Here is a 26,551-nt window from a genome sequence, read left to right as displayed (position 1 = left end):
CTCCACCCTCGGATTTCTAAGAGCCTCTACTTCGGTAGGGGCTCTTTTCATTAGCGCCCTAGGGGGATCGAACCCCGTTCGGGGCGCGGAGCGTGTGAACGGCGGAGCCGTTCACCGCGCAGCGCGCGAGGCCGCGAGAGCGGCCGAAGCGGGTGCGGTCGCGCAGGCGACCGCGGATCCCCCTCGTCTCCACCCTCGAATTACTAAGAGCCTCTACCTCGGTAGGGGCTCTTTTCGTTACCGCCCTCGGTGGATCGAACCCCGTTCGGGGCGCGGGCGCGACCGCAAGCCCGGGCGCAAGCATCTCACACGCGCACAAGTTCGCCCCAATAGACAACCCGCGCATTCCGTTAACGGCAAAGTGTTCGTTCGTGCGAACGGAGTTTGCTATGCTTCTTCCAGACAAGAGAGCGGTCGCGCATGTTCGTGGCGGCCGTAAGGGGGAAGGCATCATGAAATACATGACGGTGAGCGAGGCCGCGCGCCGATGGGGTGTGTCCGAGCGGCTCGTGCAACGCTATTGCGCCCAGGGCCGCATCGATGGGGCTGAGCGCTTCTCCCGCACCTGGCGCATCCCCGAGGGCACGGTAAAGCCAGGAGACCCGCGCAGCGCCTCGACCGACCCGCAACCCGTGCCCAAACGTCGAACCCCGAGCACGTGCTCCAACCTCATGCCTCTGATGAACGCTCCGTTCAAACCCGGCCACGCGCGCTCATATGCAGACTCTCTCGAAGCGGGGGAGCGCCGGGACGTCGCGCTCGCCGAGCTCGCCTACTTTACCGGGGACGCCAGGCGCGCAGCCGAGCTCGCCCGCAAGAACCTTTCATCTCCAGATCTCGAAATCAGGCTTTCGTGCTGCTTGATCTTCTCGTATGCAAGCCTTGCGCTGGGGGAGATCGATGAGGCGCGAACCGTCTTGGAGCACGCGATGAAATCTCTGGCCGCAAGCAAGGAGAAAGGCCAGGACGGATCTTTGAGCGCCACGGCCGCCTTCATCACGCGGACCGCCTGCGTCTTGCTGCACCTTCCCGACCCGGAGGGACTTCCCTCCGCCCGCGAAACGCTTCCGCTTCTCCCGTCCGGTCTGCGCATGTTTTCCTGCTATGTCGAAGCACACCGGCTCTACCTGGACGGCCAGTACGAGACAAGTCTCGGTCTTGCCCTCGGAGCATTTGCCATGATGGACGAGGTCTATCCCATTCCGGCCATCTACCTGCACCTTATCGCCGTCATGGACCTCATGGCCCTACGTCGCGTCGAGGATGCGAAGCGTCATCTGCTTGCCGCATGGAACCTTGCCCGACCCGACGACCTCATCGAACCGCTGGGCGAGCATCACGGCCTGCTGGGCGGGATGCTCGAAGCGGTCATCAAACCCTCTTGGCCGGATGACTTCCGGCGCATCATCGAGATCACCTACCGCTTCTCCGCCGGCTGGAGACGGATCCACAACCCGGATACCGGTGATAAGGTGGCGGACAACCTCACGACCACGGAGTTCGCTGCGGCCATGCTCGCAGCGCGCGGCTGGACCAATCAGGAGATAGCAGAGCATCTGGGCGTTTCCCCCAACACGGTGAAGAGCTTCATCTCAATCGTATTGAGAAAGCTCGGCGTCAAAAGGCGTCAAGACCTCGCCGCCCACCTCCTCCGCTAGCGACGAATGCAAATCGGGGACGTACCTTCTGCGTGCATTTGTGCACGCAGAAGGTACGTCCCCGATTTGCACTACCGACGGTACGCTACAGGCACGCCGCCCGAGAAGCTGCCTAGGCCGTTTGTCCGGCAGATTGCGCCACAACCGACCCACCCATTTTTCTTCTCAAATGGGTGATGGAGGATTCTTCCAGATATGAAAATATTGTTGAGGAGCCCAGCGCTGCAGTCGGGCTGCGCGGGGCCTCCCGTCATATCGACACGGAAGGAGTAACCCATGAGAAAACGGTTCCTCGGATTGCTCAGCGTGCTGTGCGCCCTGGTTCTTGCAGTCGGCTTCATGCCGGCTCACGCGCAAGCAGCAGAAGCGGAGAGCTATGTCGCGCTCGGCGACAGCATCTCCACCGGCTACGGCCTGGCCGACCCCGCCACTGAGGGCTTTGTGAGCCTCGTTGCCGATCAGCAGGGGTATGACACCACCAACCTCGCTGTCGACGGCGCCGCATCCTATGAGGTGCTGGCCCTTGTCACCGACATTGAAAACGCCTCGTACTCTGCGATTGCCGGAGCCGACGTCATCACCATCTCCGTTGGCGGCAACGATCTGCTTAACGCCCTGTATATGTATCTTGCCGACCAGTACAGCACCATGCTCGGCGTGCCCGTCACCCCTGAGCTGATCGCAACCGCCCTTGCCGCCGAGGACCCCGATCCCGACATGGTCGAAGCGCTGCTCCCCCTTATCGAGCAGTTCGCAGCCTCTCAGCAGGCTGCCGACGCGCTTGCATCGTTCTCCCAGAACCTCACCGGTATCATCGGTGCGCTCAAAACGGCGAATCCCGATGCGACCATCCTGGTGCTCAATCAGTACAATCCCTTCAGCTTCATCGATAACCCCGACGTCGCACCCGTCAACACCGCTTTCGAGACAGCTGCGAACGCCCTGAACGGCATCATCTCCGCCGGAGCCGGCTCGAGCACGTACACCGTAGTCGACGTGTACGGAGTCCTGAGCGAAGCCCAGAACAATCCGTTCAACGCGTCGTTCGCCTCCATGACCGACTTCAATCTGGACATCCACCCCAACGCTTACGGCCATCAGCTCATCGCCGCAGCCGTGAATGCCGTCATCGATATCCTCACGCCTGAAGATCCCGATCCGGAGCCCGGTGTCGGCTTTGTCGATGTCCCCGAAGGCGAATGGTTCTATAACGCCGTCATGTGGGCCGCAGCCACCGGAACCATGACCGGTTATGACGACGGCTCCAACACCTTCGGCCCCAACAACCCCATGACCCGTGCCGAGATGGCAACGGTGCTCCACCGCATCGCTGGTGAACCTGCCGTCGACACCTCCATCCTGCCCGACGACTGCGACCCTGAGGAATGGTACGCCGCACCCGTAGCCTGGGCGCTCACCGTCCACGTATTCAACGGCTATGACGACGGCACCTTCGGCCCCGACGCGTGGCTCACGCGCGAGCAGGCCGCATGCGTCCTGATGAACGCCGCGGCGATACTCGGCGTCGATGTGACCCCGCGCACGGATCTCAGCGCCTTCCCTGACGCGGACGCCGTGTCCGACTGGGCGTCCGACTCCCTGTCCTGGGCCGTGGCCTCCCACATCATCAACGGCTATGAGCTCGAAGATGGCACCCGTGAACTCCAGCCCGGTCGTGCCTGCACCCGTGCGGAGCTTGCAGGCCTCATGATGAACCTGCTCGCCGGCGAGTAACGTCTCTACCAACGCCATATTGCGATTCCGCCGCCCCGATCGAGCTGTCCGGTCGGGGCGGCTTTTATATCGACGACATGAAGCTTAACCATACCCGTGCCAACAGGGGGTCAATGACACATAGTGGGCAATTTAGCACGCTAAAGGAAGTCCGTAGAAGCTGTTAGCGTGCCATTTTGCCCACTTTGTGTCATTGACCCCCTTTTCGCCTTTCACAGCATCACCCATAACAATTGATAAACGGGTGATGCGCAAATGCGTTGTGGGCGTGAAAATGTTACCGACAATCACCATGTTCGAGGGGGATGACGAAATGGGCATGTCGATACGCAGAATCATTCGTACGCTCGCCATTGTGCTGACGATGATCGTCTGTGTTCCGAACCTTGCGTTTGCCGCAGACGGCTCCGACAAAGGGTACACCGTCTCAACCGACTGGGTCTCGGGCACCACAACGTATTCGTTTACCCGAACTGAAGATGTCAATTCAGTCGTTGCAGATCTCGAAGGTGATTCGATCCTTGACTTCACAAAACTCAATGAGTTTTCCGAAGACACTCTGTATGTGACTGTCAGACCGCAGGCTGCGGATTCAACGGTTACGGTCGTAGGCAATCCGAACGTCACGAATAGGGTGTCCCTTACCGTTGAAGGTTGTAACACCCGCCTCATCTTGAAAGATTTCAACAACTCCGCCAATATTAACTTCAGAGACGCGACAGGCACACTCTCACTGGTATACGACGGCATGTGTGCGATTGACCAGCTGGTTGTTGACCCAGCCTGTGACTCCCTGAATATCTCCGCCTCCAGCCAGATCGCGCATCTCGACCTCTGGTTCATTAATGACGAGATCGATTTGACCTTGTCAGGCAGCATTACGCTCAAGGGGTCGATTACGTGCGACAAACTCACCGTTCACGATGCGGCGATCGAGTGCTCAGAGACCGATGTAAGCAACGACTATCGGAACTTCATCGCCAACCAGATCCATATCGAAGATTCATCGATTGACGGCATCAGCTCGATTACCTCATTTGACTACCTGACAAGCGATGAATCTCGGGACGAACTCTCCACGTCGTCCATCGCCATCAAGAACTCGACGATAGCGTTCAACGCGAACGTGTTCGAGGGGAACGCCGGAACCGCGGTCTTGGGCAACTCGCACACCATCAACATCGAGGGCAGCACGGTATACGGAATCAACGCGAACCTCACCGGATGCCTCGGAGGAACCTTCCAGGAGATCATCATCAAAGACTCTGAGGTTCATGCAAAGAGCAAGAGATCCGCGGCAATAGGCCCGAGCGATTCGCTGTACGGCCGATATGAAGATATGGGCATCGAGAACCCGTCCATCATAATCGAGAACAGCGTTGTCGAGGCGGCAAGCACGTATGGCTCAGCCATCGGCATGCCTTGGATCAATCCGAGCAATTCGACAGCGATAGACGACGCGTGTCATCTCAGCATTTCTATCTCCGGATCGAGCAACGTCACCGCGACGAGTATCGCATCCGCTGCCATCGGATCGGGGGCGGAAGTTTATACGAACAAGGTGCCTGAAGACGGCGTCGAGATTGAGGTGGGCGCCGGAGATATCACATGGGGAGGGACTTCGAGCCTGAGCCTGCTCAGTTCGATGCTGGATCTCTTCGGTATCAACAGCGCGTCGAAAGCTGAAACCCATATCGTTGAGGCTTCCGGTCTGCGCGATGAGTGCTCGGTCACCATTTCCGGTACGCCGATCATCAACGCGAAGTCGGGTTCCATGGCCATCTATGCGGGTACGGTGTCGTCTTCCGACACCAACGTGGTCCAGACGACGATGGTGCTCGCAGACGCCTCCGGAACGTACGCGCCGTACGCAATGGAGACTCCTGGGGCCGTGACGACCTCAAACGGAAGCAAGATCGGCGAGCTCGGCTACGGGTACGCATCTGTGGCCACAACGGATATCGGCGCCCAGGTTGGAGCTCTGTACTATGCTGGCGAACCGCTGACGAATGTCGACACTGGCGACAAAGATTTTGCCATTACCGAATCGGGCGTCGAAAGCTTCTACGCTACTCCCACAGTTGACATTTCGGGCAGCATCGCGCTGACGGATGCCAGCGGCACAGCCCTTGAGGGCACCGTCACACCAGGTACGACGCTTAAGGTCGACCTGAGTGGATTGATACCGTCTCAAGCAGCACAGACTGCGTATGACGGATCTTATAATGGCCTGACGTTTACGTGGTATCGCAACGGGCAGCCCATCAACGGCGCGCTGAAAAACACCTACTCGCTGACAGATGGCGACAAGGACGCCATCATCAACTGCGTTGTTTCCGGCACAGGTTTCTTTAAGGGCAGCGTCACGAGCGAGGCGGTTGTTGTATCGGGCGAAACGGCGGTTGCCGCCCCGAAGCTCGCAAGCCGCACCACGACCAGCATCACGCTTCAGGACGCTGGCGAAGGCTATGAGTACCAACTCGTAGGGGAGAACTCCGCTTGGCAGGCGAGCGCCACGTTCAATAACCTGGAGCCGGGGTCTTCGTACGTCTTTGTCCAGAGAGATTCGACAAGCAAAGCGCTCAGCACTCCCGTCACCTTCATGACGGTGTCTGAGTCTCCCAGCAAATCTGCCTTCACCATTGATTATATACGCGAGGCTCTGTCGTTCCCCGCCGGTGTCAACCTTTATGCAGACAGAGATTGCACCAATCAGCTGAACGAGAACTCGTCCAAGCTCAGCATCAGCATCTCCGATCTGATCAGCGACACCCCAACGAGCGTCTATGCACGGTATGCGACGGCGGACCCTACCGATTTGCAGTCCGTGACCGAAGTCGACATTCCCGCGCGCCCAGAAGGGCCCACTCTTGACGCAGCAGGCATCACGGTCACTTCGACAAGCATCTCCTTCACCGGCGATTCAGACGTATCATATCGCCTGCTAGCGAATGGCGCAGAAGTCAAACGCATCGATGCAGATGGAGCCCGTGCCATCACGTTCGACAACCTCGAGCCTTCTACGACCTACACGCTCCAGGCACGCCGCGAGGCCAACAACGCTGGTTACGGAAGCTTCCGTTCAGCCATCTCCTCGATCGATATCACCACGACCGCTGCTGCTCCCGAGGCGCCCGCGCTCTCTGCCAGCGCACGGCGTGACGGAGAAGGATACGAGTCGGTTACCGTCGGCTTCTCGTGGACGATAGCCAACACGAACGGCGCCACCATCGACGGCTATACGATTCTCGCTAAGCAGACTGGCAGCACCGATAATCCCATCACGATCGACACCGTCGATGCCGACAAATCGACATACGAAACGAATACGGCAACAATCACCGAGCTCGTACCCGGACAGACCTACGAGTTCTGGCTGCAGGCAGCATGGAGCGCCAGCGATTCCGCAGAGAACGGCACCATCGAGTCCAACCAGGTGACCATCACCCTTCCCAACCTGCTGCCCGATCCAAGCGAGTTCACGATCGGCTACGCCGCAGAAACGCTCACGGTTCCCGAAGGCGTGAACCTGTATGCTGATAGCGCCTGCTCCGAGCAGATCACACTCGATGAACATCACACCGCATCGATCACAGCCTACATCGCGCAAGCCACCGAGACTCCGAACAGTCTCTATGCCCGCTATGCATCATCCGGCGGAGACACCGAGGCCGTGACCGAGATCGAGATTCCTAAACGTCGCTTGGTCTCTCTGGATAAACCTATCGATCTGGCCGTCTCATACAACTCCATCCGCATCGTGGATTGGGCAAGCGATAAGGCTGAATACGAGCTGAAGCGTGGCGACGACACTGTCGAACCAACGAGACAGACATCCGATGAAAACCGCATCAACATCACATGGGACGGGCTTGAACATAGCACCACGTACATCCTCCACAAGCGCGTTGAGGCCGTTGAGGCAACCGGGGACAACATAGGCTCATTCGCCGCAGAGACGTCGCGTGACATCACAACAAGTCAGGCGGTGGCCTCAACTGGCCACATCATGATTCCCGCCGGCCCATCCGTTTCACGCCAATACGATCTGACAAGCCTGCTGAACGGCGCGGCCATCTCTTCGGTGAATAAGACGAACGATCCGAGCAGCATCCTAAGCTTCTTCGGCACGGTCCCTCAAAATCAATCCGCCATCACCCTGAAACTCTGGACCACAGAGGTGGGGCAGACTGCCACCATCCGCGTTGAAGCTCAGCAACCTAACGAAGGAGACTATCTCTTCCTCGACATCACGATCGAAGCGGTCGACGCGCTTGCCGAATCCGGTGACGGTACCCTCTGGGTACGCTCGGCATTGGACGACGCGCAACAGGAACAAGTCGAGCAGGCAATCGGCATCACACCAGACGGCAATACGTCTCTTGAGGCCGCTTTTGCGCTCTCACCGATGAACCCTGTCGGCGGCGCGGAGATCACCGATGCAGCGGCGCAAGCCATAGTATTCGAGTTTCCCAGCGACTCGGGAATCAAGCCTGGAACCTACTCCGTCTACCGCATCGACCCCGATTCGCACAGTGCCACCAAGATCGACGCAACGAAATCTGATTCCTCGGTGACGTTTACGACTGAGGGCTCTTCCGCGTGGTATGCGATCGCATACACCGCACCCGAACCGACCTCGCACACCATCGTCGTCGAGCAAACCGAAAACGGTACTGTATCCGTCGTGCAGAATGCCATCGTCGGAGAAACCATCACCGTGAAGCCGAGTCCAACGCAAGGCTTTAATCTGGACGCGCTCGCCATCACGAGCAACGGCACCAACGTGTCCGCAACGCCCAATTCCGACGGCACTTACACCTTCACCATGCCCGATGCCGACGTGCGCATTGTAACCACGTTCACCGCCATTACCCCCGACGCTCCGACCCTGAACGCTCAGGTAGGGGAGGAGCCGGGCGCAATCGACGTCACCTGGACCCAGTCGACAGACAACGGCGCCGTGATCACCAGCTATTCGCTGGCCGTCACATCCAATGACGGACAGCACGTCGAGGGATCTCCCTTTGCCATCAAGCCCGATCAGTCGAGCTATCAGCTGACGGGACTCACCCAAGGCGCAAGCTACACGCTCCAGCTGACCTCGTACAACCACGATGCCTCGGCGATCTCTAACGCGGTATCGATCGACCTCCCCGAACCGGAAAAACCCGAATACACGGTAAACATCGCCGAGGGAATCGAAAACGGTTCCATCGCCGTCAGCCCCACAAAGGCGCAAGAAGGCGCCGTCGTGACCATCACCGCCTCGCCGGCCGAAGGCTACGAGCTCGATTCCGTCAGCGTCACCGATGTAAACGGGACATCTGTCACAACGGCAAAACAGGAAGATGGCACGATCACCTTCCAGATGCCCGCATCCAACGTCAACGTGACGGCGGCATTCAAGCAGGTCGAAACAGGGGAGGACATCGACGACAAGGATCTGAACGGCCAGCTCGATAAGGCGCTGGATGAAGCTGACGGACAGGAGAACGTCGACGCCATCTCGCTTAAGGCGGGCACCTATGAGCTCACCGGTGACCTGTCGATCGGCAGCATCGCAGACGCACATGACGTCAAGCTCATGACCAATACCCTGTATATCGGCACCGACACGACTCCCGCGACGGTCTACCTCGATCTTTGCGGATACTCCCTCGACGCCGACACCTGCGCGATCATCGTCACCGAGGGCTCGACGCTCAACCTCTACGACTCGGGCGGTTCGGCTACGGGCGATGACGTCCGCATTGGCACCATCAGCGGCAAGACGGGCCTTTCCTACACGGAAGACGGCAAAACCTACACCTATGCCGGAGGCGTGGGCGTCTACGGCACATTCAACATGTACGGCGGGCAGATTTCCGGCAACACGGCCACGGGCGATGAGGGCTACGGCGGAGGCGTCTACGTCTTCGGTGGCGGCAAGTTCAACATGTACGGGGGAGAGATCTCTGGCAACTCCGCCTCTACCAACGGCGGTGGTGTCGCCGTTCGCTCAGCCGACGATTCGGCTCCGGCACCGAACCCGATGAAGGTCGGAGATGCTGAGATCAACGATTGGGAGACTGTCGATGGCGGAGACATCACCGCTGAGATGTCGGTCGACATCGCCCTCATGAGCACGCCGGATACCGCATCGTTCGACAGCTCCGATGGAACGTTCAACCTGTACGGCGGCACCATATCGAACAACCAGGCTCCTGTGGGCGCTGGCGTGCATGCCGGCGGCACGGTCACCGTCAACGCCGACACGACCTCCCCTCAAGCCATCACCGTCTCTGCGAACAAGAACGACAACCTCTACGTACCTGCAGAGAAAACAATCGACCTTAAAGGAGCACCCGTATCAGGAACCGATATCGGCGTGACCATGGAGAACGGCTCAGGCACGTTCGCCGATTCTGACGCAGACACCGCCCGCAACGCGCTCGCAAGCTTTACGAGCGACAATGGGTCCTATTATGTGACATCGCAAAGCGACGGGCTCGCCTTGGTTGTCGTTCCTCCTCCGACATATGAACCCGACATCGAGATTCCCGGCGGAGGCGGCTCCGTCACCATCGATCCCCGGTATCCGATCGAAGGCGACAAGGTCACCATCACCCCCGTGCCCGACGAGGGGATGACGGTCGACAAGGTCACCGTCGTGGACCGTGACGGAGAGCCGATTGATCTCGTCGACAACGGCGACGGGACGTGGACCTATGCGCAGCCTGCAGACCAGGTGACGATCACCGTGACGTTCGTGTGCGACGGCGGCCCCTTGTGCTCGTCAGCCCATCTGGAAGATGTCGACCAGAGCCTGTGGTACCACCTGTCTATCGACTGGGCCGTCACCACGGGAACGCTTGTCGGTTACGATGACGGCACGTTCGGTCCCGACAACCCCATCACGCGCGCCGAGATGGCAACCGTGCTATGGCGCATCTCCGATGAACCTCAGAGGACCTACGACCTGCCGGAAGACTGCGATCCTGAAGCGTTCTACGCCGAGGCGGTCGCATGGGCGCTTGCCGAGGAGGTGTTCCATGGATACGGTGACGGATCGACGTTCGGACCCGACGACCCGCTCACCCGCGAACAGGCGGCCTGCGTGCTCAAGAACTCCGCTGACAGGCTCGGTATCGACACATCAGCCCGTGCCGACTTGTCTGGATATCCGGATGCGGAAGAGGTCTCCGAATGGGCAGAGGAATCTCTTGCATGGGCGGTAGCGAGCGACATCCTTCACGGCTTTGAGCTCGAAGACGGCACGCGCGAGATTCAGCCGCTGCGGGCCTGCACGCGCGCAGAGATGGCTGCGCTCCTGATGAACCTCTCCGAAAAGGCATAACGCCTAGGAGAATACAGGCCGTTTGACCGATGTGCGCCCGAGGCTTTCCCTCGGGCGCTTTTCGTACGCCCCTACATATGCGTTCATTCTTGAGGAAGTTGGCGCATCGAGCAGAGGACTCCTGAGCACACGCCGAAGGGCCAAGATTTCATGTACGAAAAGAGCCGCACTGCAGCAGGTTGCGTCCGAAACGAATGAAGAAGTCGTAGTATCCGCCCATGTGCAAAATGGCGCCCCGATAAAAGGTTTAACAAGGTGCGCGGGAGCCCCGTTTTGAATTTGGTATCAAATCGCGGGAAATAAGGACCGTTCGAGGGCGGAACAATGGCCTTTCCCGGGGCATCCGCAATCGGCAGTGCAAAGAAACTGTAGGTCACAGGCTTGTCAGATGTGGCCGTATTCCATTCATACTTTCCGATTTGATACCAAATTCATCTTCATGATATACCGACCCCCTCGTTCCTGGAGTATTGCAGTGAGGTTTCCCACCGATGACATACCGCGGAGCGACAAGCCGACCGTACGGAGTAGGCGTAACCTCGCGGAGAGGGATAAGCTGGCATAAGAAAAGCCCCGCAGGTGCGGGGCGTAAGTCCTGATGGGTGGGCCCAGCAGGATTCGAACCTGCAACCCAGGGATTATGAGTCCCCTGCGCTAACCGTTGCGCCATGAGCCCGTGGAATGCAAGGGACATAGTAGCATAAAACGACAGAAAGGGTTCTAGGCCTCAAGCTTTCGGTAGTAGGAATCCGCCGTGTACAGGGCGGCGACGGGATTGTGCCCGAGCACGCGGTCCTTGACCACGACGGTGGTGCACAGCGCATCGGAATAGCGATAGAACAGGCTGTCATGACCGACACAGAGCCCCACGACCAGATTGAGATCGGTCTTCTCCTTATTGAGCAGCTTCGCCTGCAGGATGGGATTGCACATGCTTGGACCGACTTCGGTGCAATACGCGGGAATCCCAATCGACTCCTTCGGTTGGGCGCCCGCCTTGCAGGCCACACCCACCACCTCGAAGCCGTGTCGGCGCAGGATCCTGGCCAAGATGCGGCTCTCGGCAAGCAGCCCCACGCACGTCGCGATACCGAGCTTGCGGGCCCCGATCTTCTCGGCGAACGTCATGGTCTCCTCGATGCGCGTGAAGCGGCAGTAGTGCTCGGCCTCCACCTCTGCGGACGCCACCGCGACCTTGTTGATGAGCTCGTCCTCATACTGGGCCATGGCATCGGCGAGCACGTCTTCGTCCATATGGGTCGTGAGGCAGAATTGCGGGTAGGTGCCCTGCATCCTGCTGCAATTCTTGACCACGCAATCGATGCACGAACGCCTGATATCGCCCATAGACCCTCCGACCTGCGAAGATGAACAAATTGTGAGACGAATCGCCCCAACGACCAAAATTATAGTTGGCGAGGCCGACATTGTGTGTTAGTATCTTCTTCGCCGAAAGGCACACGGGCGTTTGGCTCAGGGGTAGAGCACATCCTTCACACGGATGGGGTCACAAGTTCAAATCTTGTAACGCCCACCATCGAATCTCAAGGGCTGCAGGCAACTGCAGCCCTTTTGCTTTGCATAAAGGACATGAGCATGATTCTTCTGGTCGATAAGGTCGAAAAGAGCTTCGGAGCCCGCACGCTGTTCTCGGGCGCATCCTTCCAGATCAACGCGGGGGAGCGCTACGCGCTTGTCGGACCCAACGGCGCCGGCAAGACCACGATGCTCAAGATCATCATGGGCATTGACTCACCGGATACGGGCACCGTCACGTATGCCAAGGACGTCAACGTGGGCTACCTGGAGCAGGAGACCAAGCTCGCTTCCGACAAGCCCATTATCAACGAGGTCATGGACGCTGCCATCGAGATCCGCGCAATGGGGGAGCGCGCCGAGGAGCTTCAGGTGAAGATCGCCGAGGCCGACCCCGACGACGAGAACCTCGAGGCCATGCTCGTAGAATACGGTCAGGTCCAGGACCGCTTCGAGCATCTCGGCGGGTACGAGCTCGAGAGCAACGCGCGCCAGATTCTCGCGGGCCTCGGGTTCAAGCCCGAGGGCTTCAGCCGCGCCTGCTCGGACTTTTCTGGCGGATGGCAGATGCGCATCGCGCTCGCCAAGCTCTTCCTGCGTCGCCCCGACCTGCTGCTGCTCGACGAGCCCACCAACCATCTCGACCTCGAGAGCGTCCAATGGCTCCGCGGCTTCATCGCCTCCTATGAGGGGGCCGTCCTCATCGTGTCCCACGACCGCGCGTTCATGGACGCCTGCGTCGACCACGTGGCCGCCCTCGAGAACCGCCGCGTCACGACCTATACCGGCAACTACAGCGCCTACCTCAAGCAGCGTGAGGACAACCTCGAGCAGATGCGCGCCAAGCGCGCCGCCCAGGAGCGCGAAATCGCCCATATGCAGGTCTTCGTGGATAAGTTCCGCTACAAGCCGACCAAGGCGGCACAGGCCCAGGAGCGCATGCGCCGCATCGAGCAGATCAAAAGCGAGCTCGTCATCCTGCCCGAGGGGCATAAGCACGTGGACTTCAAGTTCCCCGACCCCCCGCGTTCCGGCGACCTGGTCACCGCGCTCGAGAACGTCTCGAAGAGCTACGAGGACAAGCACGTCTACGACGGCATCGACCTCAAGCTGTATCGCGGCGACCACGTGGCGCTCGTCGGCCCGAACGGCGCCGGCAAGTCGACCCTGCTCAAGATGATCGCCGGCGTGGAGCAGCCCACGTCGGGCACCCGTGAGCTCGGTTTGCACGTCGGCGTCGCCTACTATGCCCAGCATCAACTCGAGGGCCTGAAGGAGAGCAACACCGTCCTGCAGGAGATCGACTCGGTCGCCCCCACGTGGACCACCCCTCAGCAGCGCAGCCTGCTTGGAGCCTTCCTGTTCTCCGGAGAGGATGTCGACAAGAGGGTCGGCGTGCTGTCCGGCGGAGAGCGCGCACGACTGGCGCTCGCGAAGATGCTCGTCGCGCCCGAGGCGCTTCTGTGCCTGGACGAGCCCACGAACCATCTCGACATCGACTCGGTCGACATGCTCGAGAACGCGCTCAAGAACTTCCCCGGCACCATCGTGCTCATCAGCCACGACGAGCATCTCGTGCGCGCCGTGGCGAACCGCGTGGTCGATATCCGAGACGGCAAGATGACCGTCTACGACGGCGATTACGACTACTACCTGTACAAGCGCGAGGACCTTGCCCAGCGCGCAGCGCTTGCGGCCGAGGCCGCTTCCGCCCCCGCGGCCAAGTCCCAGGCGCCCTCCCATGAGGGCGGCCGAACGCTGCGCCGCACGCACGAGGCGCCAACGCAGGCCAAGCCGGAGGCGGCAGGCAAAAAGACGCGCGAGCAGAAGCGCGCTGAGGCCGAGGCGCGCGCAGCGCTCAACAAGCGCCTGAAGAAGACCAAGGACCGCCTGCGCGAGGTCGAGAAGCTCCTTGACACCAAGCGCGCACGCTATGATGAGCTCATGGAGTTGATGGCGTCTGAGGAGCTTTATGCCGATCAGGCGAAATTCTCCAACGCACTTGCGGAATACAATGCCCTGAAGAAGGAAATCCCGCCGTTGGAGGACGAGTGGCTCGAACTCTCGACGACGATCGAAGAGGAGACCGCACGTGCAACTGCGTAGAGCCGCAGCAATCGCCCTGAACGTCATGGCTGTGGCGTTCAGGGTTCTCGGCATCGTCTTCGGGGCGCTTACGGTCCTTCTGTGCTTTCCGAGCATGGCCCAGCGCCTGAACATCGCAGGATTCGTGCTCGACCTTTCGCACGCGCTCCCCGACATCATCGAGGGCTACGGGCTTGTCACCTCGCCGTTCGGCGGCGTGTTCCGCCTCGATTTCGCGCTCGCCATGGTCGGCCTGCTCGTGCTCGACTACGCGTGCCAGCGCATCGCCTATACGCTTCAGACTCGGCTCTAGGACGCACATGCTCAACCTGAACTACATATTCTACCTGCTCACCTCGGCTGCGGCCCTCATCATCGGCATCGTGATCCACGAGAGCGCGCATGCGCTGGCAGCCTATCTGCTGGGTGACAGGACCGCCCGTTCGCGGGGGCGCATCTCGCTCAACCCGCTCAACCACATCGACCCGTTCGGCACCGTGCTGCTGCCGCTGATCATGCTCGTCGCCGGCGGTCCCATCTTCGCGTTCGCCAAACCGGTGCCGGTCTATCTGGGAAACCTCAAGAATCCCAAGCGCGATGAGGTCGCCGTAGCGCTAGCGGGGCCCGTCTCCAACGTGTTGCTTGCCGGGGTCGGCGCGGTGCTGTTGCGCCTCGTGGTGTCAAACGGTGACGCGGTAATCGGGTTCATGGGGGAGAACGTCCTGTACCTCACAAACTTCCTGACTACGTTCATGTCGGTCAACCTGTCGCTCGCCTTCTTCAACCTCATCCCGTTGCCGCCGCTCGACGGTTCATCAATCCTCGTGCTGTTCCTGCGCGGTCGCGCGCTGCAGACCTACTACCGCATCCAGCAGTACGCCATGCCGATTCTCCTCATCGTGCTCTACGTGCTGCCGACGGTGCTGAATATCGATTTGGTCTCGATGTACTTCCGACTGACGCTGTACCCCGTCTACGACCTGCTTCTGTCCTTCGCGCTGGGGGCATGACCGAGATCACGACCGACGCGACAGCGGTGGATCGGGTTTCAGCTTTTCCCGAGGATGCTCACATTGAGGACTGTCTCCGTCTATCTGGCTGAGATAAAATGAATCCATCTGCGTCGTTTGGTCGGATTGGGGGGATGGATTGTCGTACCGCGTGAGCACGCAGGCATATTCAGGCCCCTTCGACCTGCTGCTTCAGCTCGTTTCGCGCCAGAAGGTGGACATCGGCTCCATCTCCATCACCGAGGTCGCCGAACAGTACCTCGCCGAGGTCGAACGCCTTCAGGCACTCGACCTCGATGTGGCAAGCGACTTTCTGCTCGTCGCAGCGACCCTGCTCGACATCAAGGCCGCATCGCTCGTCCCGGAAGACGACGCGCCGCGCCGCACCTCAGATGACGACGAGCTCGATGAATATGCCGACCTTGACGGCGACGCCATGCGCGAGATCCTGATCGCGCGGCTCATCGCATACAAGCAGTTCCGCAGCGCCGCAGCCGCCCTCGGCGCGCGCATGGAGGCCGAAAGCCGCATGCACCCTCGCGTGGCGGGACCCGACCCCGAGTTTCTGAATCTCGTGCCGGACTATCTGGCGGGCATCACGCTGCGCGGGCTCGCGGTCATCTGCGCAGACCTCGACGGGCGGCGCGAGACGTTCCTGCTCGAGGCCGAGCATGTGGCTCCCCATCGGGTGCCCCTGGAGCTCACCGTCGCGTCGGTCGACCGCGTGACCATCTCGCGACCCCATATGACCTTCCGGGATCTGCTCGACGGCGAGGCCACCGCCGAGCAGATCGTCGCGACGTTCCTGGCGATCCTCGAGCTTGCCAAGCGCGGCTCCATCCAGCTCGCCCAAGATGAGAACTTCGGCACGATCACCATCGACCGCGTCGAAGGCGCCCCGGCGTATCATCCCGGAGACGCCCTGATGATTGAGGAGGGCTGACATGAACGATCTTGAGACGCTTGAGCCGTCGTCGCTGAAGGGCGCGCTCGAGGCGCTGCTGCTCGTATCGAGCGATCCGGTGAGCGCGAGCGCCCTGGGCTCCGCGCTCGGTATCACGCCCGGCGAGGCCGCATCGCTTCTCGCCGAGCTCAAAGTGGAATACGAGGAGGCCAACCGCGGCTTCCAGCTGCGCGAGGTCGCAGGAGGCTGGCGCCTGTTCACGCACCCCGCCTTCCATGACCAGGTCGAAAGCTTCGTGATGTCATGGGACACCCAGAAGCTCTCCCAGGCGGCCCTCGAGACGCTCGCGGTCATCGCCTACCACCAGCCGGTCACCCGCGAGATGGTCAAGGGCATCCGCGGCGTCAACTCCGACGGCGTCATCTCGTCGCTGGTTGACAAGGGGCTCGTGCGCGAGATGGGGCGCGACCCGCAGCGCGGCCAGGCGATCATCTACGGAACCACCACCACGTTTCTCGAGAAGTTCGGCCTGCGCAGCATCCGCGACCTTCCGGACCTGGAGCAGTTCGCTCCCGACGAGCAGACGCGTCAGTTCATCCGCGAGCGGCTGTCGGGCCGCTCCATCTCCTCTACGCTCGAGGAGGCGACCGAGGAGCTCGACGAGGAGCGCGACCTCATGGAGCCGGACGCAGAGTCGGAGGACGACGACCTGTACATCATCGGAAACGCATCGGACGACTACGATGACTGAGACCCGCGAGCTTCCACCCATCGATCCCAAGACCGGCGAGATGATCGTCCCCATGCGCCTGCAGCGCTTCCTTGCGCGCTCGGGCGTGGCGAGCCGCCGCGGATCGGAGGACCTCATGACCGCCGGCCGCGTGACGGTGAACGGGGAGGTCGTCACGCAGCTCGGCAGCAAGGTCGATCCCGCACGCGACGTCGTCGCGGTCGACGGCGTGCGCGTGTCGCTCAACGAGCGCCCGACCTACCTGATGCTCTACAAGCCAGCCGGCTACCTCACGACCATGAGCGACCCGCAGGGCCGCCCATGCGTGGAGGAGCTCGTGCCGACCGACCGCTACCCGGGACTGTACCCGGTCGGACGGCTGGACAAGGACACCACCGGCCTTTTGCTGTTCACGACCGACGGGGATATGGGCCAGCGCCTGCTGCATCCCTCCATGCACGTAGAGAAGACCTACCTCGCCCTCGTCGACGGGCGGATGAGCGATGTGCAGCTGAACCCCCTGCGCCGCGGCATCATGCTCGACGACGGGCCGTGCCAGCCGGCGCGCTGCCGCATCCTGGACGGGCGCGAGGCGCTCGTCGTCGCGCCCGATGGCATCCCGCACGGCACGACCGCCGTCGAAGTCATCATCCGAGAGGGCCGCAAGAACCAGGTGAAGCGCATGCTCGGCAAGATCCATCATCCCGTGCTGCGCCTGCACCGCTCGCGCTTCGGCCCGCTCGAGCTTACGGACATCCAACCGGGATCCTGGCGCCTTTTGACCGACCAGGAGGTCCAGAAGCTGACCGACGCCAGCTCCAAGCGCCGAAAGGCAGGCGCCGGCACGAACGAAGCGTCTGGCGGACGCGCAAAGAACACGAGAAAGGTTCATGCATGATCATCGCGATCGACGGGCCCGCGGGCTCGGGAAAATCGACCATCGCCGACATCCTCGCCGAGCGCTTCGGCTTCACCAAGCTCGACACCGGCGCCATGTACCGCACGGTTGCGTTCACCTGCGCCGACCGCGGCATCGATCTCGATGACGAGACGGCGGTCGAGCATCTGGCGGGGAAACTCGACATCGCGTTTGCCGGCGACTCGTGCCCGCTGCGCGTGTTCGCCGACGGCCGCGACGTGACCCGTGAGATCCGCACGCCCCAGACGGACCGCATCGTCTCGAAGGTCGCGGCGTATCCGGGCGTCCGCAGCGCCCTGCTCGGCTGCCAGCGCTCCTTTGCCGAGGGCCGCGACGTCGTCGCCGAGGGCCGCGATATCGGGACGGTCGTGTTCCCCCATGCGGACCTCAAGATCTTTCTGACCGCCGACCCGCGCGAGCGCGCCCGCCGCCGCGTGCTCCAGCGCCATCCCGAGGGGACCGGCGGGGTCGATATCGACCGAGAGGTCGAGCAGACCCTTGCCGACCTGCTGCGTCGCGACGAGATCGACTCCCACCGGGCCACAGCCCCGCTCAAGCCGGCAGCCGACGCCGTGCACATCGACTCGACCGCCCACACCATCGACCAGATCGTCGACAAGATCGTCGCGCTCGCCGACGCCAGGAGGTAGTGATGAAGCTTCTCGACTATAAGACCGAGGACTACTACGACAACGCCATGCGCGACTACCCGCTCATCATGCGCGGGGGATACAGCGTGATCCTCGCGATCCTGTACGCGTTCTCGTGCGTCATGTGGCGCACCCGCATGGAGAACGCCGAGAAGGTTCTGTCCGGCCGCGATACGGGGTCGGTGGTGATCAGCAACCACACCTCCATGGCCGAGGTCGTGGTCATCGTCACCTGGTACTGGGCCCGCAAGCGCCGCCTGCGCCCCATCTTCAAGTCCGAGTTCAACCATAACGGCATCGTGCGCTGGTTCTTCGCCCGCGTCGGCGGCATCCCCGTCGACCGCGGCACCGCGGACATGAAGTCACTGCGCCGAGCGAGCCATGCGCTCCAGCGCGGCGAGGACATCCTCATCTTCCCGGAGGGCACGCGCATCCGCACCGACGACCAGCCGGTCGAGGTCCACGGCGGCTTCGCCATCATCGCCCAGATGGCCAAGGCCCCGGTCGTCCCCATGGCGGTGTGCGGCTTCCGCGACATCACGCCCAAGGGCAAGCACCTCATGCGCCCCGTGACGTGCTGGATGCGTACCGGGGACGCCCTGTCCCTCGATGACGCGCCGAAAGAGCTCAAGCGCCGCGAGCGCACCCAGTGGGTCGAGGACGCGGCCATCGAGCGCATGTACGCCATCCGGGACGCCCTGCGCCGCGAGCACCCGGGGAGGCGCTAGGCCATGGCACGCATCGAGATCGCCGCGCACGCCGGCGTCTGCTACGGCGTCGAGCGCGCCCTGTCCATGGCCGCCGACGCCGCGACGTCGGCTCCCGCCCCCGTCCACACGCTGGGACCGCTCATCCACAACCCGCTGGTCGTCAAAGAGCTCGAGGCCCAGGGCGTTGGCCTCGCCGAGACGCTCGACGACGCCTCGTCCGGCTCCATCATCATCCGCGCGCACGGCGTCGTCCCTGCGGTCATCGAGCAGGCGCGCGCCCGCGACCTGACCGTCCTGGACGCCACCTGCCCCTATGTCAAGCGTGTCCACGCGGCGGCCGAGAAGCTCGTGCGCGAGGGCTACCAGCTCATCGTCGTGGGGGAGAGCGGTCACCCCGAGGTCGAGGGCATCATGGGCCACGCAGACGGGGCCGCCCGCGTCGTCTCGTGCGCCGAAGACCTCGTCGGGCTCGAGATCTCCCAGCGCGTGGGCGTCGTCGTGCAGACCACCCAGACCCAAGCCACCCTCGCAGACGTCGTCAGCGCCCTGCTGACGAGAGCATCCGAGGTCCGCGTCATCAACACCATCTGCAGCGCCACGCAGGAGCGGCAGCAGGCCGCCTCGGAGCTCGCCTCGCGCGCCGACGTCATGATCGTCGTCGGCGGCAAGAACTCCGGCAACACGCGCCGCCTGGCCCAGATCTGCACCGAGCGGTGCGAGCGCACGCATCACGTCGAGGATGCCTGCGAGATCGACCCGGCGTGGTTTACGGGCGCTGGGCTCATCGGCATCACGGCCGGGGCCTCCACCCCGGCCTCCCATATCGAGCGCGCCGCCAAGGCCATCATGGAGACCACGGGGGCCGTCGATGCCCGCTGAGATGCGCACCGCTCAAGAACCGGTCACCGGGGCGCCGACGGTCGCAGACTACGCCGGCACGGTCGCCAACTACGCCCCCACCGAACACGCGGACGGCCACGGCGCCCTCGTGACCGCCGTGGCGTCCGAGTCGCCCGCAGACGACGCGGGCATCGAACCCGGCATGCGCGTGCTTACGGTCAACGGCCAGGATCTGACCGACATGATCGTGTGGATGTGGGAGACCGATGACGACGCGGTCGACCTAACGGTCCTCGACCCGAGCGACGACACCGTGTGCGCGACCACGCTCGAGCGCTTCGAAGACGAAGACTGGGGCCTCGAGTTCGACGGCGCGGTGTTCGACGGCATGAGGACCTGCGTCAACGCCTGCGTGTTCTGCTTCATGACGATGCTGCCCGCCGACAGCCGAAAGAGCCTGTCGATCCGTGACGACGACTACCGGCTCTCGTTTCTGCAGGGCAATTTCGTGACGCTCACGAACATGACCGACGACGACGTCGAAAACGTCATCGGCCGCTGCCTGTCGCCCATGAACGTGTCGCTCCACGCGGTGACCCCCGACGTGCGCCGGCGCATCATGGGCAAGAACGCCGCACGCGGCATGGAGGTGCTCGGGCGCCTCATGGACGCGGGCATCGAGATCCATGCGCAGATCGTGCTGTGCCCCGGCATCAACGACGGCGACGAGCTCGACCGCACCCTCGCGTTTTGCGAGGAGCATCCGCAGATCACGAGCCTGGGCATCGTGCCGCTCGGCTTCACCAAGCACCAGAACCGCTTCACCACGTCGTACTCCGACGACCCGGACGCCGCGCGCGCCGTCATCGAGCACGTGCGCCCCTACCAGGAGCGGGCCTTCCGGCGCTTCGGCCGGCACACCTTCCAGATGTCCGACGAGTTCTACCTGGACGCCGGCGTCGATGTGCCCGCTGCGGACTGGTACGACGGCTACCCGCAGTACTACGACGGCATCGGCATGATCCGCAGCTATCTCGACGACACGGCCGCAGCCCTGGGCGATCTCGCCGACGTGCTCGGCCGCATCCGCCGCATGCTCGCCGAGCGCTCGCGTACGCTCTGCGTCGTCTCGGGTACGTCTGCCGCCGACACCGTCCGCGGCTTCGTCGAGGATCCCGCCCTCGGAGGCCGCATCATACCCATAAAGAACAGGTATTTCGGCGGCAACGTCGATGTAACCGGGCTGATCTGCGGCTGTGACCTGCTTGAACAGCTCTCCGATTCGCTTGACGGCGATATACTGATTCTGCCAAGCGTCATGTTCAACGCGGACGGCATGACGCTTGACGGGTATCATCAAGATACGTTGATACGCGAGCTCGATCGTCGCGGGGCAGAGGTACTTGTCGCCTCGACCATGCCGTTCGAACTCGTGAGGTCCCTCGAAACCGCGCTCGAATCCCCCGAGCCCTAAGTGTCAAGGAGCAGCACCTATGAAGCCTGTAGTTGCCGTTGTCGGCCGCCCCAACGTCGGCAAGTCGACCCTTGTCAACCGCATAGCCCAGACCTCCGACGCCATCGTGCACGAAAGCCGCGGCGTCACCCGCGATCGCTCCTACTACGACGCCGAGTGGAACGGCCGCGACTTCACCCTCGTCGACACCGGCGGCATCGAGCCCCTCAAGAGCGACGACGTCTTCTCCGTACCCATTCGCGACCAGGCGCTCGCCGCCGCCGAGGAGGCCTGCGCCGTGCTGTTCGTCGTGGACGGCACCACGGGCGTCACCGAGGAGGACGAATCGGTCGCGCGCATGCTCAAGCGCTCCAAGAAGCCCGTCTTCCTGCTGGTCAACAAGCTCGATAACCCCGACCGCGAGGAAGAGCGCCTGTGGGAGTTCTACTCGCTCGGCGTGGGCGACCCGCTGCCCATCTCCGCGCTGCACGGACACGGAACCGGCGATCTGCTCGACGAGGTCGTCGCCCTGTTCCCCGATGAATCCGAGCTCGAAGACGAGGAGAAGCCCGACAACATGCTCTCCATCGCCATCATCGGCCGTCCGAACGCCGGAAAGTCCTCGCTGTTCAACAAGATGATCGGCTCCGACCGCTCCATCGTCTCCGACGTCGCCGGCACCACGCGCGACGCCATCGACACGGTCGTCGAGCGCTCCGGCACGTTCTACCGCATGGTCGACACCGCCGGCATCCGAAAGAAGAGCACGGTCTACGAGAACATCGAGTACTACTCCATGGTCCGCGGCCTGCGCGCGATCGACCGCGCCGACGTCGCCCTGCTCGTGATCGATTCGTCCACCGGCATGACCGAGCAGGACCAGAAGGTCGCGAACCTCGCCATCGAGCGCGGCTGCGCGCTCGTGATCCTGCTCAACAAGTGGGACCTTCTCACCGACGACAACGCGCGCGAGCACGTCATGGAATCCGTCGACCGCAGGCTGACGCTCGCCCCGTGGGCAAGCGTCCTGCGCATCTCCGCGCTGACCGGCCGCTCGGTCGAGAAGATCTGGGCGCTCGCCGACGCCGCGGCCGCCTCCCGCTCCACGCGCATCACCACCTCCGCGCTCAACAAGCTGCTGACCGACATGCGCGAGTTCGGCCACACCGTCGTGGACGGCAAGCGCCGCCTCCGCATGCACTACGTGACCCAGACCGGCATCGAGCCCCCGACCTTCACGTTCTTCGTGAATCACCCCGACCTGGTGAGCGACTCCTATCGCCGCTATATCGAGAACCGCATGCGCGACGCCTTCGGCTTCAAGGGCACGCCCATCCGCCTGCGCTTCCGCAGCAAGGAACAGCGCGAGAAGGGGGAGAAGTGATGGGCGGCGTATCGTTCGGTTCCCTCTACCTGCCCGCTGGCGACGAGGCCGCCCTGTTCTCCCTCGTCGCGTGCATGGTCGTCTCCTATTTCATCTGCGGCATCCCCTTCGGCCTCATCTTGGGCCGCTTCATGGGGCATGTGGATATCCGCAAGTCCGGGTCGGGCAACATCGGCACGACGAACGCCCTGCGCGTCGCGGGGCCCAAGGTTGCCGCGGCGACGCTTCTGTTCGACGTGCTCAAGGGCGTCGTGTGCATCAACGCGTCCCGCAGCGTGATCGGCTCTGCACTCGCCGGCACGACGTCGCTTGAAGCGGGGGGAGGCGCCGACTGGATGGTCGCGCTCGTGGCGCTCGCCTGCCTGTACGGCCACATCTTCTCTCCCTACCTCAAGTTCCACGGCGGCAAGGGCATCGCGACCGGCGTGGGCATCCTGTTCGGCTTCTTCTGGCCGCTCGCCCTCGTCCACCTCACCATCTTCATCGTGCTCGTCGCGATCACCAAGTACGTGTCCGTGGGCTCCATCGCGACGGCTGCCGTCGTGCCCGTCACCGTGTTTATCGCCTTCCCGTCCATGAGCCCGCTCTCGCTCGCCATCTGGGCGCTTTTGGGCTGGACCGTCGTATGGGCCCACCGTTCCAACATAAAGAAGCTGCGCGCGGGCAACGAGAACAAGCTCTCGTTTTCGAAGCGCGCCGACAAGAAGGATTAGCTCCTCATGAAGATCACCGTCATCGGTTCCGGTTCCTGGGGCACCGCCATCGCCGGTCAAGCCGCCGCCCACGTCGATGAAGTCTGCGTCTGGTCGTTCGGCGGCGAGGCCGTCGAGGGCATCAACGGGCAACATCGCAACAACATCTACCTGACCGACTACGTGCTTCCCGACAATGTCTGGGCGACCGCGTCCTATGAGGAGGCGATTGGAGGCGCCGACGGGATCATCCTCGCGGTCCCCTCGGCCTTCCTCCGCTCGGTGCTCGAGGGCGCCGCCCCCTTCATCAAGCCCGAAACCCCCGTCCTCACGCTGACCAAGGGCATCGAGGACGGCACCGGCTACCTCATGAGCGAACTCGTCGCCGACTGCATCGGGGCGCCCGAGCGCATCGGCGTGCTCGCCGGACCGAATCACGCCGAGGAGGTCTGCCGCGGCTGCCTTTCCGCCGCCGTGATCGCCGCCGAGGACCCTGCCGTCGCCGAGTTCTTCAAGACCGTGCTGCTGTCCGACCACTTCCGCATCTATGTCGGCAGCGACCTCATCGGCGTCGAGATGTGCTCCGCCGTCAAGAACGTCATCGCCATCGTCTGCGGCTATCTGGCCGGCATGGGCTACGGCGACAACACGCTCGCGCTCGTCATGACGCGCGGCATCGCCGAGATCAGCCGGCTCGTCCACGCGCGCGGCGGATCCCCGATCACCTGCATGGGCCTCGCCGGCATGGGCGACCTCGTGGTCACCTGCACCTCGCACCACTCGCGCAACCGCACCTTCGGCGAGTCCCTGGCGCACGGGGGCACGCTCGAGGAGTACCAGAAGCGCACGCACATGGTCGTCGAGGGCGCCGCGGCCGCAAAAAGCGTCGCGCAGCTCGCCCGCAACATCGGTGTTGACGCGCCCATCACGTTCGCGCTCGAAAAGGTGCTCTGGCAAGGCGTTTCCAAGGAGACCGTCTTCAACGAGCTCATCGACCGATTCCCGACCGAAGAGTTCTACGGAATGGACGACTAGAAAGGCATGCCCATGCTCGACCGCGTCAAAGTTTCCCCCTCCGTGCTCGCAGCCGATTTCACGCAGCTCCATGCCGAACTCGACCGCTTGAGCGATGCCGACTACATTCATTTCGACGTCATGGACGGGCATTTCGTCCCCAACCACTCGTTCGGCCCCCACATCCTCATGGCCGTCAAGCGCAGCACCGATGCGTTGCTCGACGTCCACCTCATGGTCACGAATCCCGATGAGGTGATCGACTGGTACGTCGACGCCGGCGCCGACATCGTGTCCGTGCACCTCGAGGCTGCCGACGACCTTCCCGCGATCATCAACCGCCTGCACGAGCGCGGCGCCCTTGCCGGCGTGGTCATCAACCCGCCCACGCCCGTGCAGGAGCTCGAGGGCGTCATCGACCTCGTCGACATCGTGCTCATCATGAGCGTGAATCCGGGATTCGGGGGGCAGAGCTTCATTGAAGGCACCTACGACAAGGTCCGCGAGCTGCGCCGTATGTGCGAGCGCCACGGCGTCGACCCGCTCATCGAGGTCGATGGCGGCGTGACCCTCTCCAACGCCCGCGCGCTCGGAGAGGCCGGCGCCACGGTCCTGGTTGCGGGATCCGCCGTATTCAAAGCGGAAGATCCCTCGATGATCGTGCGCGAGCTGCGCGAGCTCGGCACCATCGGCATGCAGGCGAGGGAAGGCTGACGCATTGACGACGATCGCAGCCCAACCCGTCAACCTCGATTACGCCGCCTCGACGCCCATGCGCCCCGAGGCGGTTGCCGCCCAGGCGGCCTACGACGCGTCTCCGATCGCGGGCGCGAACCCCAACTCGCTTCATCGTCTGGGCCGCGAGGCCGCCTTGGCCCTTGAGGGCGCGCGGCGCGACCTTGCACGCACGCTCGGAGCCCGCGTGCGCGCAAGCGAGGTCATCTTCACCGCCGGGGGGACCGAATCCGATCAGCTCGCCCTGCTCGGTATCGCCGAGGGGGCACGCGAGCGCGACCGAGCCCGCACCCGTGTCGTCGTGAGCGCCATCGAGCACGACGCGATCCTCGATAACCTGCCGTTGCTGCGCGCGGCGGGGTTTTCCGTCGACCTCGTCAAGCCGACCGCAGCGGGGCGCATCGAGCCCGAGGCCCTCGAGGGGCTGCTCGGACCCGACGTCGCGCTCGTCTCGATCATGCTCGCCAACAACGAGACCGGTGTCGTGCAGCCGATCAGCGAGCTTGCACGCGTCGCCCATGCCCATGGCGCCCTGTTCCACACCGATGCCATCCAGGGTTATCTCCACATCCCCTTCGATGTGGCCGACCTTGGGGTCGATGCGCTCAGCATCGCGGGCCACAAGATCGGAGGCCCGGTCTGCACAGGCGCCCTGTACCTCAAGACCCGCACACCCCTGAGGCCCCGCGTCTTCGGCGGGGGGCAGGAATCGGGCCGACGCGCCGGAACGCAGGACGTGCGGTCCGTGCTCGCCCTCGCAGCGGCGGCCTGCGCCGTCTACCCCCATATCGAGGAGGACCGTGCGCGCCTGTCCGCGCTCTCCGATTCGCTCTACGAGCGCCTGTGCGCCCACTCGCGCGTCCAGGCGACGATGGGGGACTGGCGGGCGGTAGACCGCCTTCCGGGCATCGTCTCCGTCACGGTGGACGGAATAGATTCCGAGGAGCTCGTCTTGCATCTCGACGCCGCGGGGTTCGAGGTCTCGGGCGGCTCCGCCTGCTCGAGCGGGAGCCTCGACGCCAGCCATGTGCTGAGCGCCATGGGGATCGCGCGCGAGCGCGCGCTCGGGTCCTTGCGGGTCTCGTTCGACGACCGCGTGGACCCCGATGACCTGACCCGATTCGCAGACGCCTTCGACGAGCTGATAGGGTGATCGAT

At 62.9% G+C, this 26,551-nt stretch carries 19 protein-coding genes and 2 tRNA genes; 19 read left to right on the top strand and 2 right to left on the bottom strand.

The window, feature by feature from the left end; all coding sequences use genetic code 11:
• The first annotated feature begins 452 nt into the window (after positions 1-452).
• From QVN30_RS09595 to QVN30_RS09585, 3 genes are all read left to right on the top strand, one after another.
• On the top strand, positions 453-1,658 hold the full coding sequence (locus QVN30_RS09595) for a LuxR C-terminal-related transcriptional regulator (RefSeq protein WP_289836201.1): 1,206 nt from the start codon (positions 453-455) through the stop codon (positions 1,656-1,658).
• Positions 1,659-1,934: 276 nt separating this feature from the next.
• On the top strand, positions 1,935-3,392 hold the full coding sequence (locus QVN30_RS09590) for an S-layer homology domain-containing protein (protein WP_289836200.1): 1,458 nt from the start codon (positions 1,935-1,937) through the stop codon (positions 3,390-3,392).
• Positions 3,393-3,684: 292 nt separating this feature from the next.
• The gene (locus tag QVN30_RS09585) at positions 3,685-10,731 is read left to right on the top strand and encodes an S-layer homology domain-containing protein (RefSeq protein WP_289836199.1); all 7,047 of its coding nucleotides are present in this window, start codon (positions 3,685-3,687) and stop codon (positions 10,729-10,731) included.
• A 603-nt stretch (positions 10,732-11,334) separates the two neighbouring features.
• Here the strand turns inward: QVN30_RS09585 and QVN30_RS09580 are convergent.
• Positions 11,335-11,407 (bottom strand) — tRNA-Ile (locus QVN30_RS09580).
• 44 nt (positions 11,408-11,451) lie between these two features.
• Positions 11,452-12,078, bottom strand: coding sequence for a DUF1847 domain-containing protein (locus tag QVN30_RS09575; RefSeq protein ID WP_289836198.1), 627 nt, complete (start codon positions 12,076-12,078; stop codon positions 11,452-11,454).
• Between the two features lie 115 nt (positions 12,079-12,193).
• On the opposite strand from QVN30_RS09575, the gene QVN30_RS09570 reads away from it, so the two are divergent.
• The 16 genes from QVN30_RS09570 (at position 12,194) to QVN30_RS09495 (ending at position 26,546) form a co-directional block, all read left to right on the top strand.
• Positions 12,194-12,268 (top strand) — tRNA-Val (locus QVN30_RS09570).
• A gap of 59 nt (positions 12,269-12,327) precedes the next feature.
• Positions 12,328-14,373, top strand: coding sequence for an ABC-F family ATP-binding cassette domain-containing protein (locus QVN30_RS09565; protein ID WP_289836197.1), 2,046 nt, complete (start codon positions 12,328-12,330; stop codon positions 14,371-14,373).
• Positions 14,360-14,665 (top strand): hypothetical protein, encoded by a 306-nt coding sequence (locus QVN30_RS09560; protein WP_079989164.1) that lies wholly within the window; start codon positions 14,360-14,362, stop codon positions 14,663-14,665. The genes QVN30_RS09565 and QVN30_RS09560 overlap by 14 nt, the downstream gene beginning before the upstream one ends.
• A gap of 7 nt (positions 14,666-14,672) precedes the next feature.
• Positions 14,673-15,362 carry a site-2 protease family protein gene (locus QVN30_RS09555; RefSeq protein ID WP_204588145.1) on the top strand — a complete coding sequence of 230 codons (690 nt, stop codon included), beginning with the start codon at positions 14,673-14,675 and terminating at the stop codon, positions 15,360-15,362.
• A gap of 139 nt (positions 15,363-15,501) precedes the next feature.
• The gene (locus QVN30_RS09550; RefSeq protein ID WP_289820060.1) at positions 15,502-16,305 is read left to right on the top strand and encodes a segregation and condensation protein A; all 804 of its coding nucleotides are present in this window, start codon (positions 15,502-15,504) and stop codon (positions 16,303-16,305) included.
• 1 nt (position 16,306) lies between these two features.
• Positions 16,307-17,017, top strand: coding sequence for an SMC-Scp complex subunit ScpB (gene scpB / locus QVN30_RS09545; RefSeq protein ID WP_289836196.1), 711 nt, complete (start codon positions 16,307-16,309; stop codon positions 17,015-17,017).
• Positions 17,010-17,894: a pseudouridine synthase gene (locus QVN30_RS09540; protein WP_289836195.1), complete on the top strand. Its 885-nt coding sequence runs from the start codon at positions 17,010-17,012 to the stop codon at positions 17,892-17,894. Before scpB ends, QVN30_RS09540 begins: the two co-directional genes overlap by 8 nt.
• Positions 17,891-18,565: a (d)CMP kinase gene (gene cmk / locus QVN30_RS09535; protein ID WP_289836194.1), complete on the top strand. Its 675-nt coding sequence runs from the start codon at positions 17,891-17,893 to the stop codon at positions 18,563-18,565. The genes QVN30_RS09540 and cmk overlap by 4 nt, the downstream gene beginning before the upstream one ends.
• Positions 18,566-18,567: 2 nt before the next feature.
• Positions 18,568-19,293: a lysophospholipid acyltransferase family protein gene (locus tag QVN30_RS09530; RefSeq protein WP_289826379.1), complete on the top strand. Its 726-nt coding sequence runs from the start codon at positions 18,568-18,570 to the stop codon at positions 19,291-19,293.
• 3 nt (positions 19,294-19,296) lie between these two features.
• A complete protein-coding gene (locus QVN30_RS09525; protein WP_289836193.1) occupies positions 19,297-20,154 on the top strand; it encodes a 4-hydroxy-3-methylbut-2-enyl diphosphate reductase in 858 nt (285 codons plus the stop codon).
• Positions 20,144-21,589 (top strand): DUF512 domain-containing protein, encoded by a 1,446-nt coding sequence (locus QVN30_RS09520; RefSeq protein ID WP_289836192.1) that lies wholly within the window; start codon positions 20,144-20,146, stop codon positions 21,587-21,589. Before QVN30_RS09525 ends, QVN30_RS09520 begins: the two co-directional genes overlap by 11 nt.
• A gap of 19 nt (positions 21,590-21,608) precedes the next feature.
• On the top strand, positions 21,609-22,952 hold the full coding sequence (gene der / locus QVN30_RS09515; RefSeq protein WP_066832069.1) for a ribosome biogenesis GTPase Der: 1,344 nt from the start codon (positions 21,609-21,611) through the stop codon (positions 22,950-22,952).
• A complete protein-coding gene (gene plsY, locus QVN30_RS09510) occupies positions 22,952-23,665 on the top strand; it encodes a glycerol-3-phosphate 1-O-acyltransferase PlsY (protein ID WP_289836191.1) in 714 nt (237 codons plus the stop codon). Before der ends, plsY begins: the two co-directional genes overlap by 1 nt.
• 6 nt (positions 23,666-23,671) lie before the next feature.
• Positions 23,672-24,679 carry an NAD(P)H-dependent glycerol-3-phosphate dehydrogenase gene (locus tag QVN30_RS09505; protein ID WP_289836190.1) on the top strand — a complete coding sequence of 336 codons (1,008 nt, stop codon included), beginning with the start codon at positions 23,672-23,674 and terminating at the stop codon, positions 24,677-24,679.
• Between the two features lie 6 nt (positions 24,680-24,685).
• On the top strand, positions 24,686-25,372 hold the full coding sequence (gene rpe / locus QVN30_RS09500; protein WP_353738983.1) for a ribulose-phosphate 3-epimerase: 687 nt from the start codon (positions 24,686-24,688) through the stop codon (positions 25,370-25,372).
• Positions 25,373-25,376: 4 nt separating this feature from the next.
• Positions 25,377-26,546 (top strand): cysteine desulfurase family protein, encoded by a 1,170-nt coding sequence (locus tag QVN30_RS09495; protein WP_435051637.1) that lies wholly within the window; start codon positions 25,377-25,379, stop codon positions 26,544-26,546.
• Positions 26,547-26,551: the final 5 nt, after the last annotated feature.

It is taken from the genome of Collinsella ihumii, from assembly GCF_030385545.1.
Taxonomy (GTDB): Bacteria; Actinomycetota; Coriobacteriia; order Coriobacteriales; family Coriobacteriaceae; genus Collinsella; species Collinsella ihumii.
This window is presented reverse-complemented; position numbering and strand designations above follow the sequence as displayed.

Coding starts and splice junctions, on each gene's coding strand:
- QVN30_RS09575 (WP_289836198.1), bottom strand. CDS start 12,078: ATGGGCGATATCAGGCGTTCGTGCATCGATTGCGTGGTCAAGAATTGC.
- QVN30_RS09595 (WP_289836201.1), top strand. CDS start 453: ATGAAATACATGACGGTGAGCGAGGCCGCGCGCCGATGGGGTGTGTCC.
- plsY (WP_289836191.1), top strand. CDS start 22,952: ATGGGCGGCGTATCGTTCGGTTCCCTCTACCTGCCCGCTGGCGACGAG.
- QVN30_RS09565 (WP_289836197.1), top strand. CDS start 12,328: ATGATTCTTCTGGTCGATAAGGTCGAAAAGAGCTTCGGAGCCCGCACG.
- QVN30_RS09525 (WP_289836193.1), top strand. CDS start 19,297: ATGGCACGCATCGAGATCGCCGCGCACGCCGGCGTCTGCTACGGCGTC.
- cmk (WP_289836194.1), top strand. CDS start 17,891: ATGATCATCGCGATCGACGGGCCCGCGGGCTCGGGAAAATCGACCATC.
- QVN30_RS09555 (WP_204588145.1), top strand. CDS start 14,673: ATGCTCAACCTGAACTACATATTCTACCTGCTCACCTCGGCTGCGGCC.
- der (WP_066832069.1), top strand. CDS start 21,609: ATGAAGCCTGTAGTTGCCGTTGTCGGCCGCCCCAACGTCGGCAAGTCG.
- scpB (WP_289836196.1), top strand. CDS start 16,307: ATGAACGATCTTGAGACGCTTGAGCCGTCGTCGCTGAAGGGCGCGCTC.
- QVN30_RS09520 (WP_289836192.1), top strand. CDS start 20,144: ATGCCCGCTGAGATGCGCACCGCTCAAGAACCGGTCACCGGGGCGCCG.
- QVN30_RS09590 (WP_289836200.1), top strand. CDS start 1,935: ATGAGAAAACGGTTCCTCGGATTGCTCAGCGTGCTGTGCGCCCTGGTT.
- rpe (WP_353738983.1), top strand. CDS start 24,686: ATGCCCATGCTCGACCGCGTCAAAGTTTCCCCCTCCGTGCTCGCAGCC.
- QVN30_RS09530 (WP_289826379.1), top strand. CDS start 18,568: ATGAAGCTTCTCGACTATAAGACCGAGGACTACTACGACAACGCCATG.
- QVN30_RS09505 (WP_289836190.1), top strand. CDS start 23,672: ATGAAGATCACCGTCATCGGTTCCGGTTCCTGGGGCACCGCCATCGCC.
- QVN30_RS09540 (WP_289836195.1), top strand. CDS start 17,010: ATGACTGAGACCCGCGAGCTTCCACCCATCGATCCCAAGACCGGCGAG.
- QVN30_RS09585 (WP_289836199.1), top strand. CDS start 3,685: ATGTTCGAGGGGGATGACGAAATGGGCATGTCGATACGCAGAATCATT.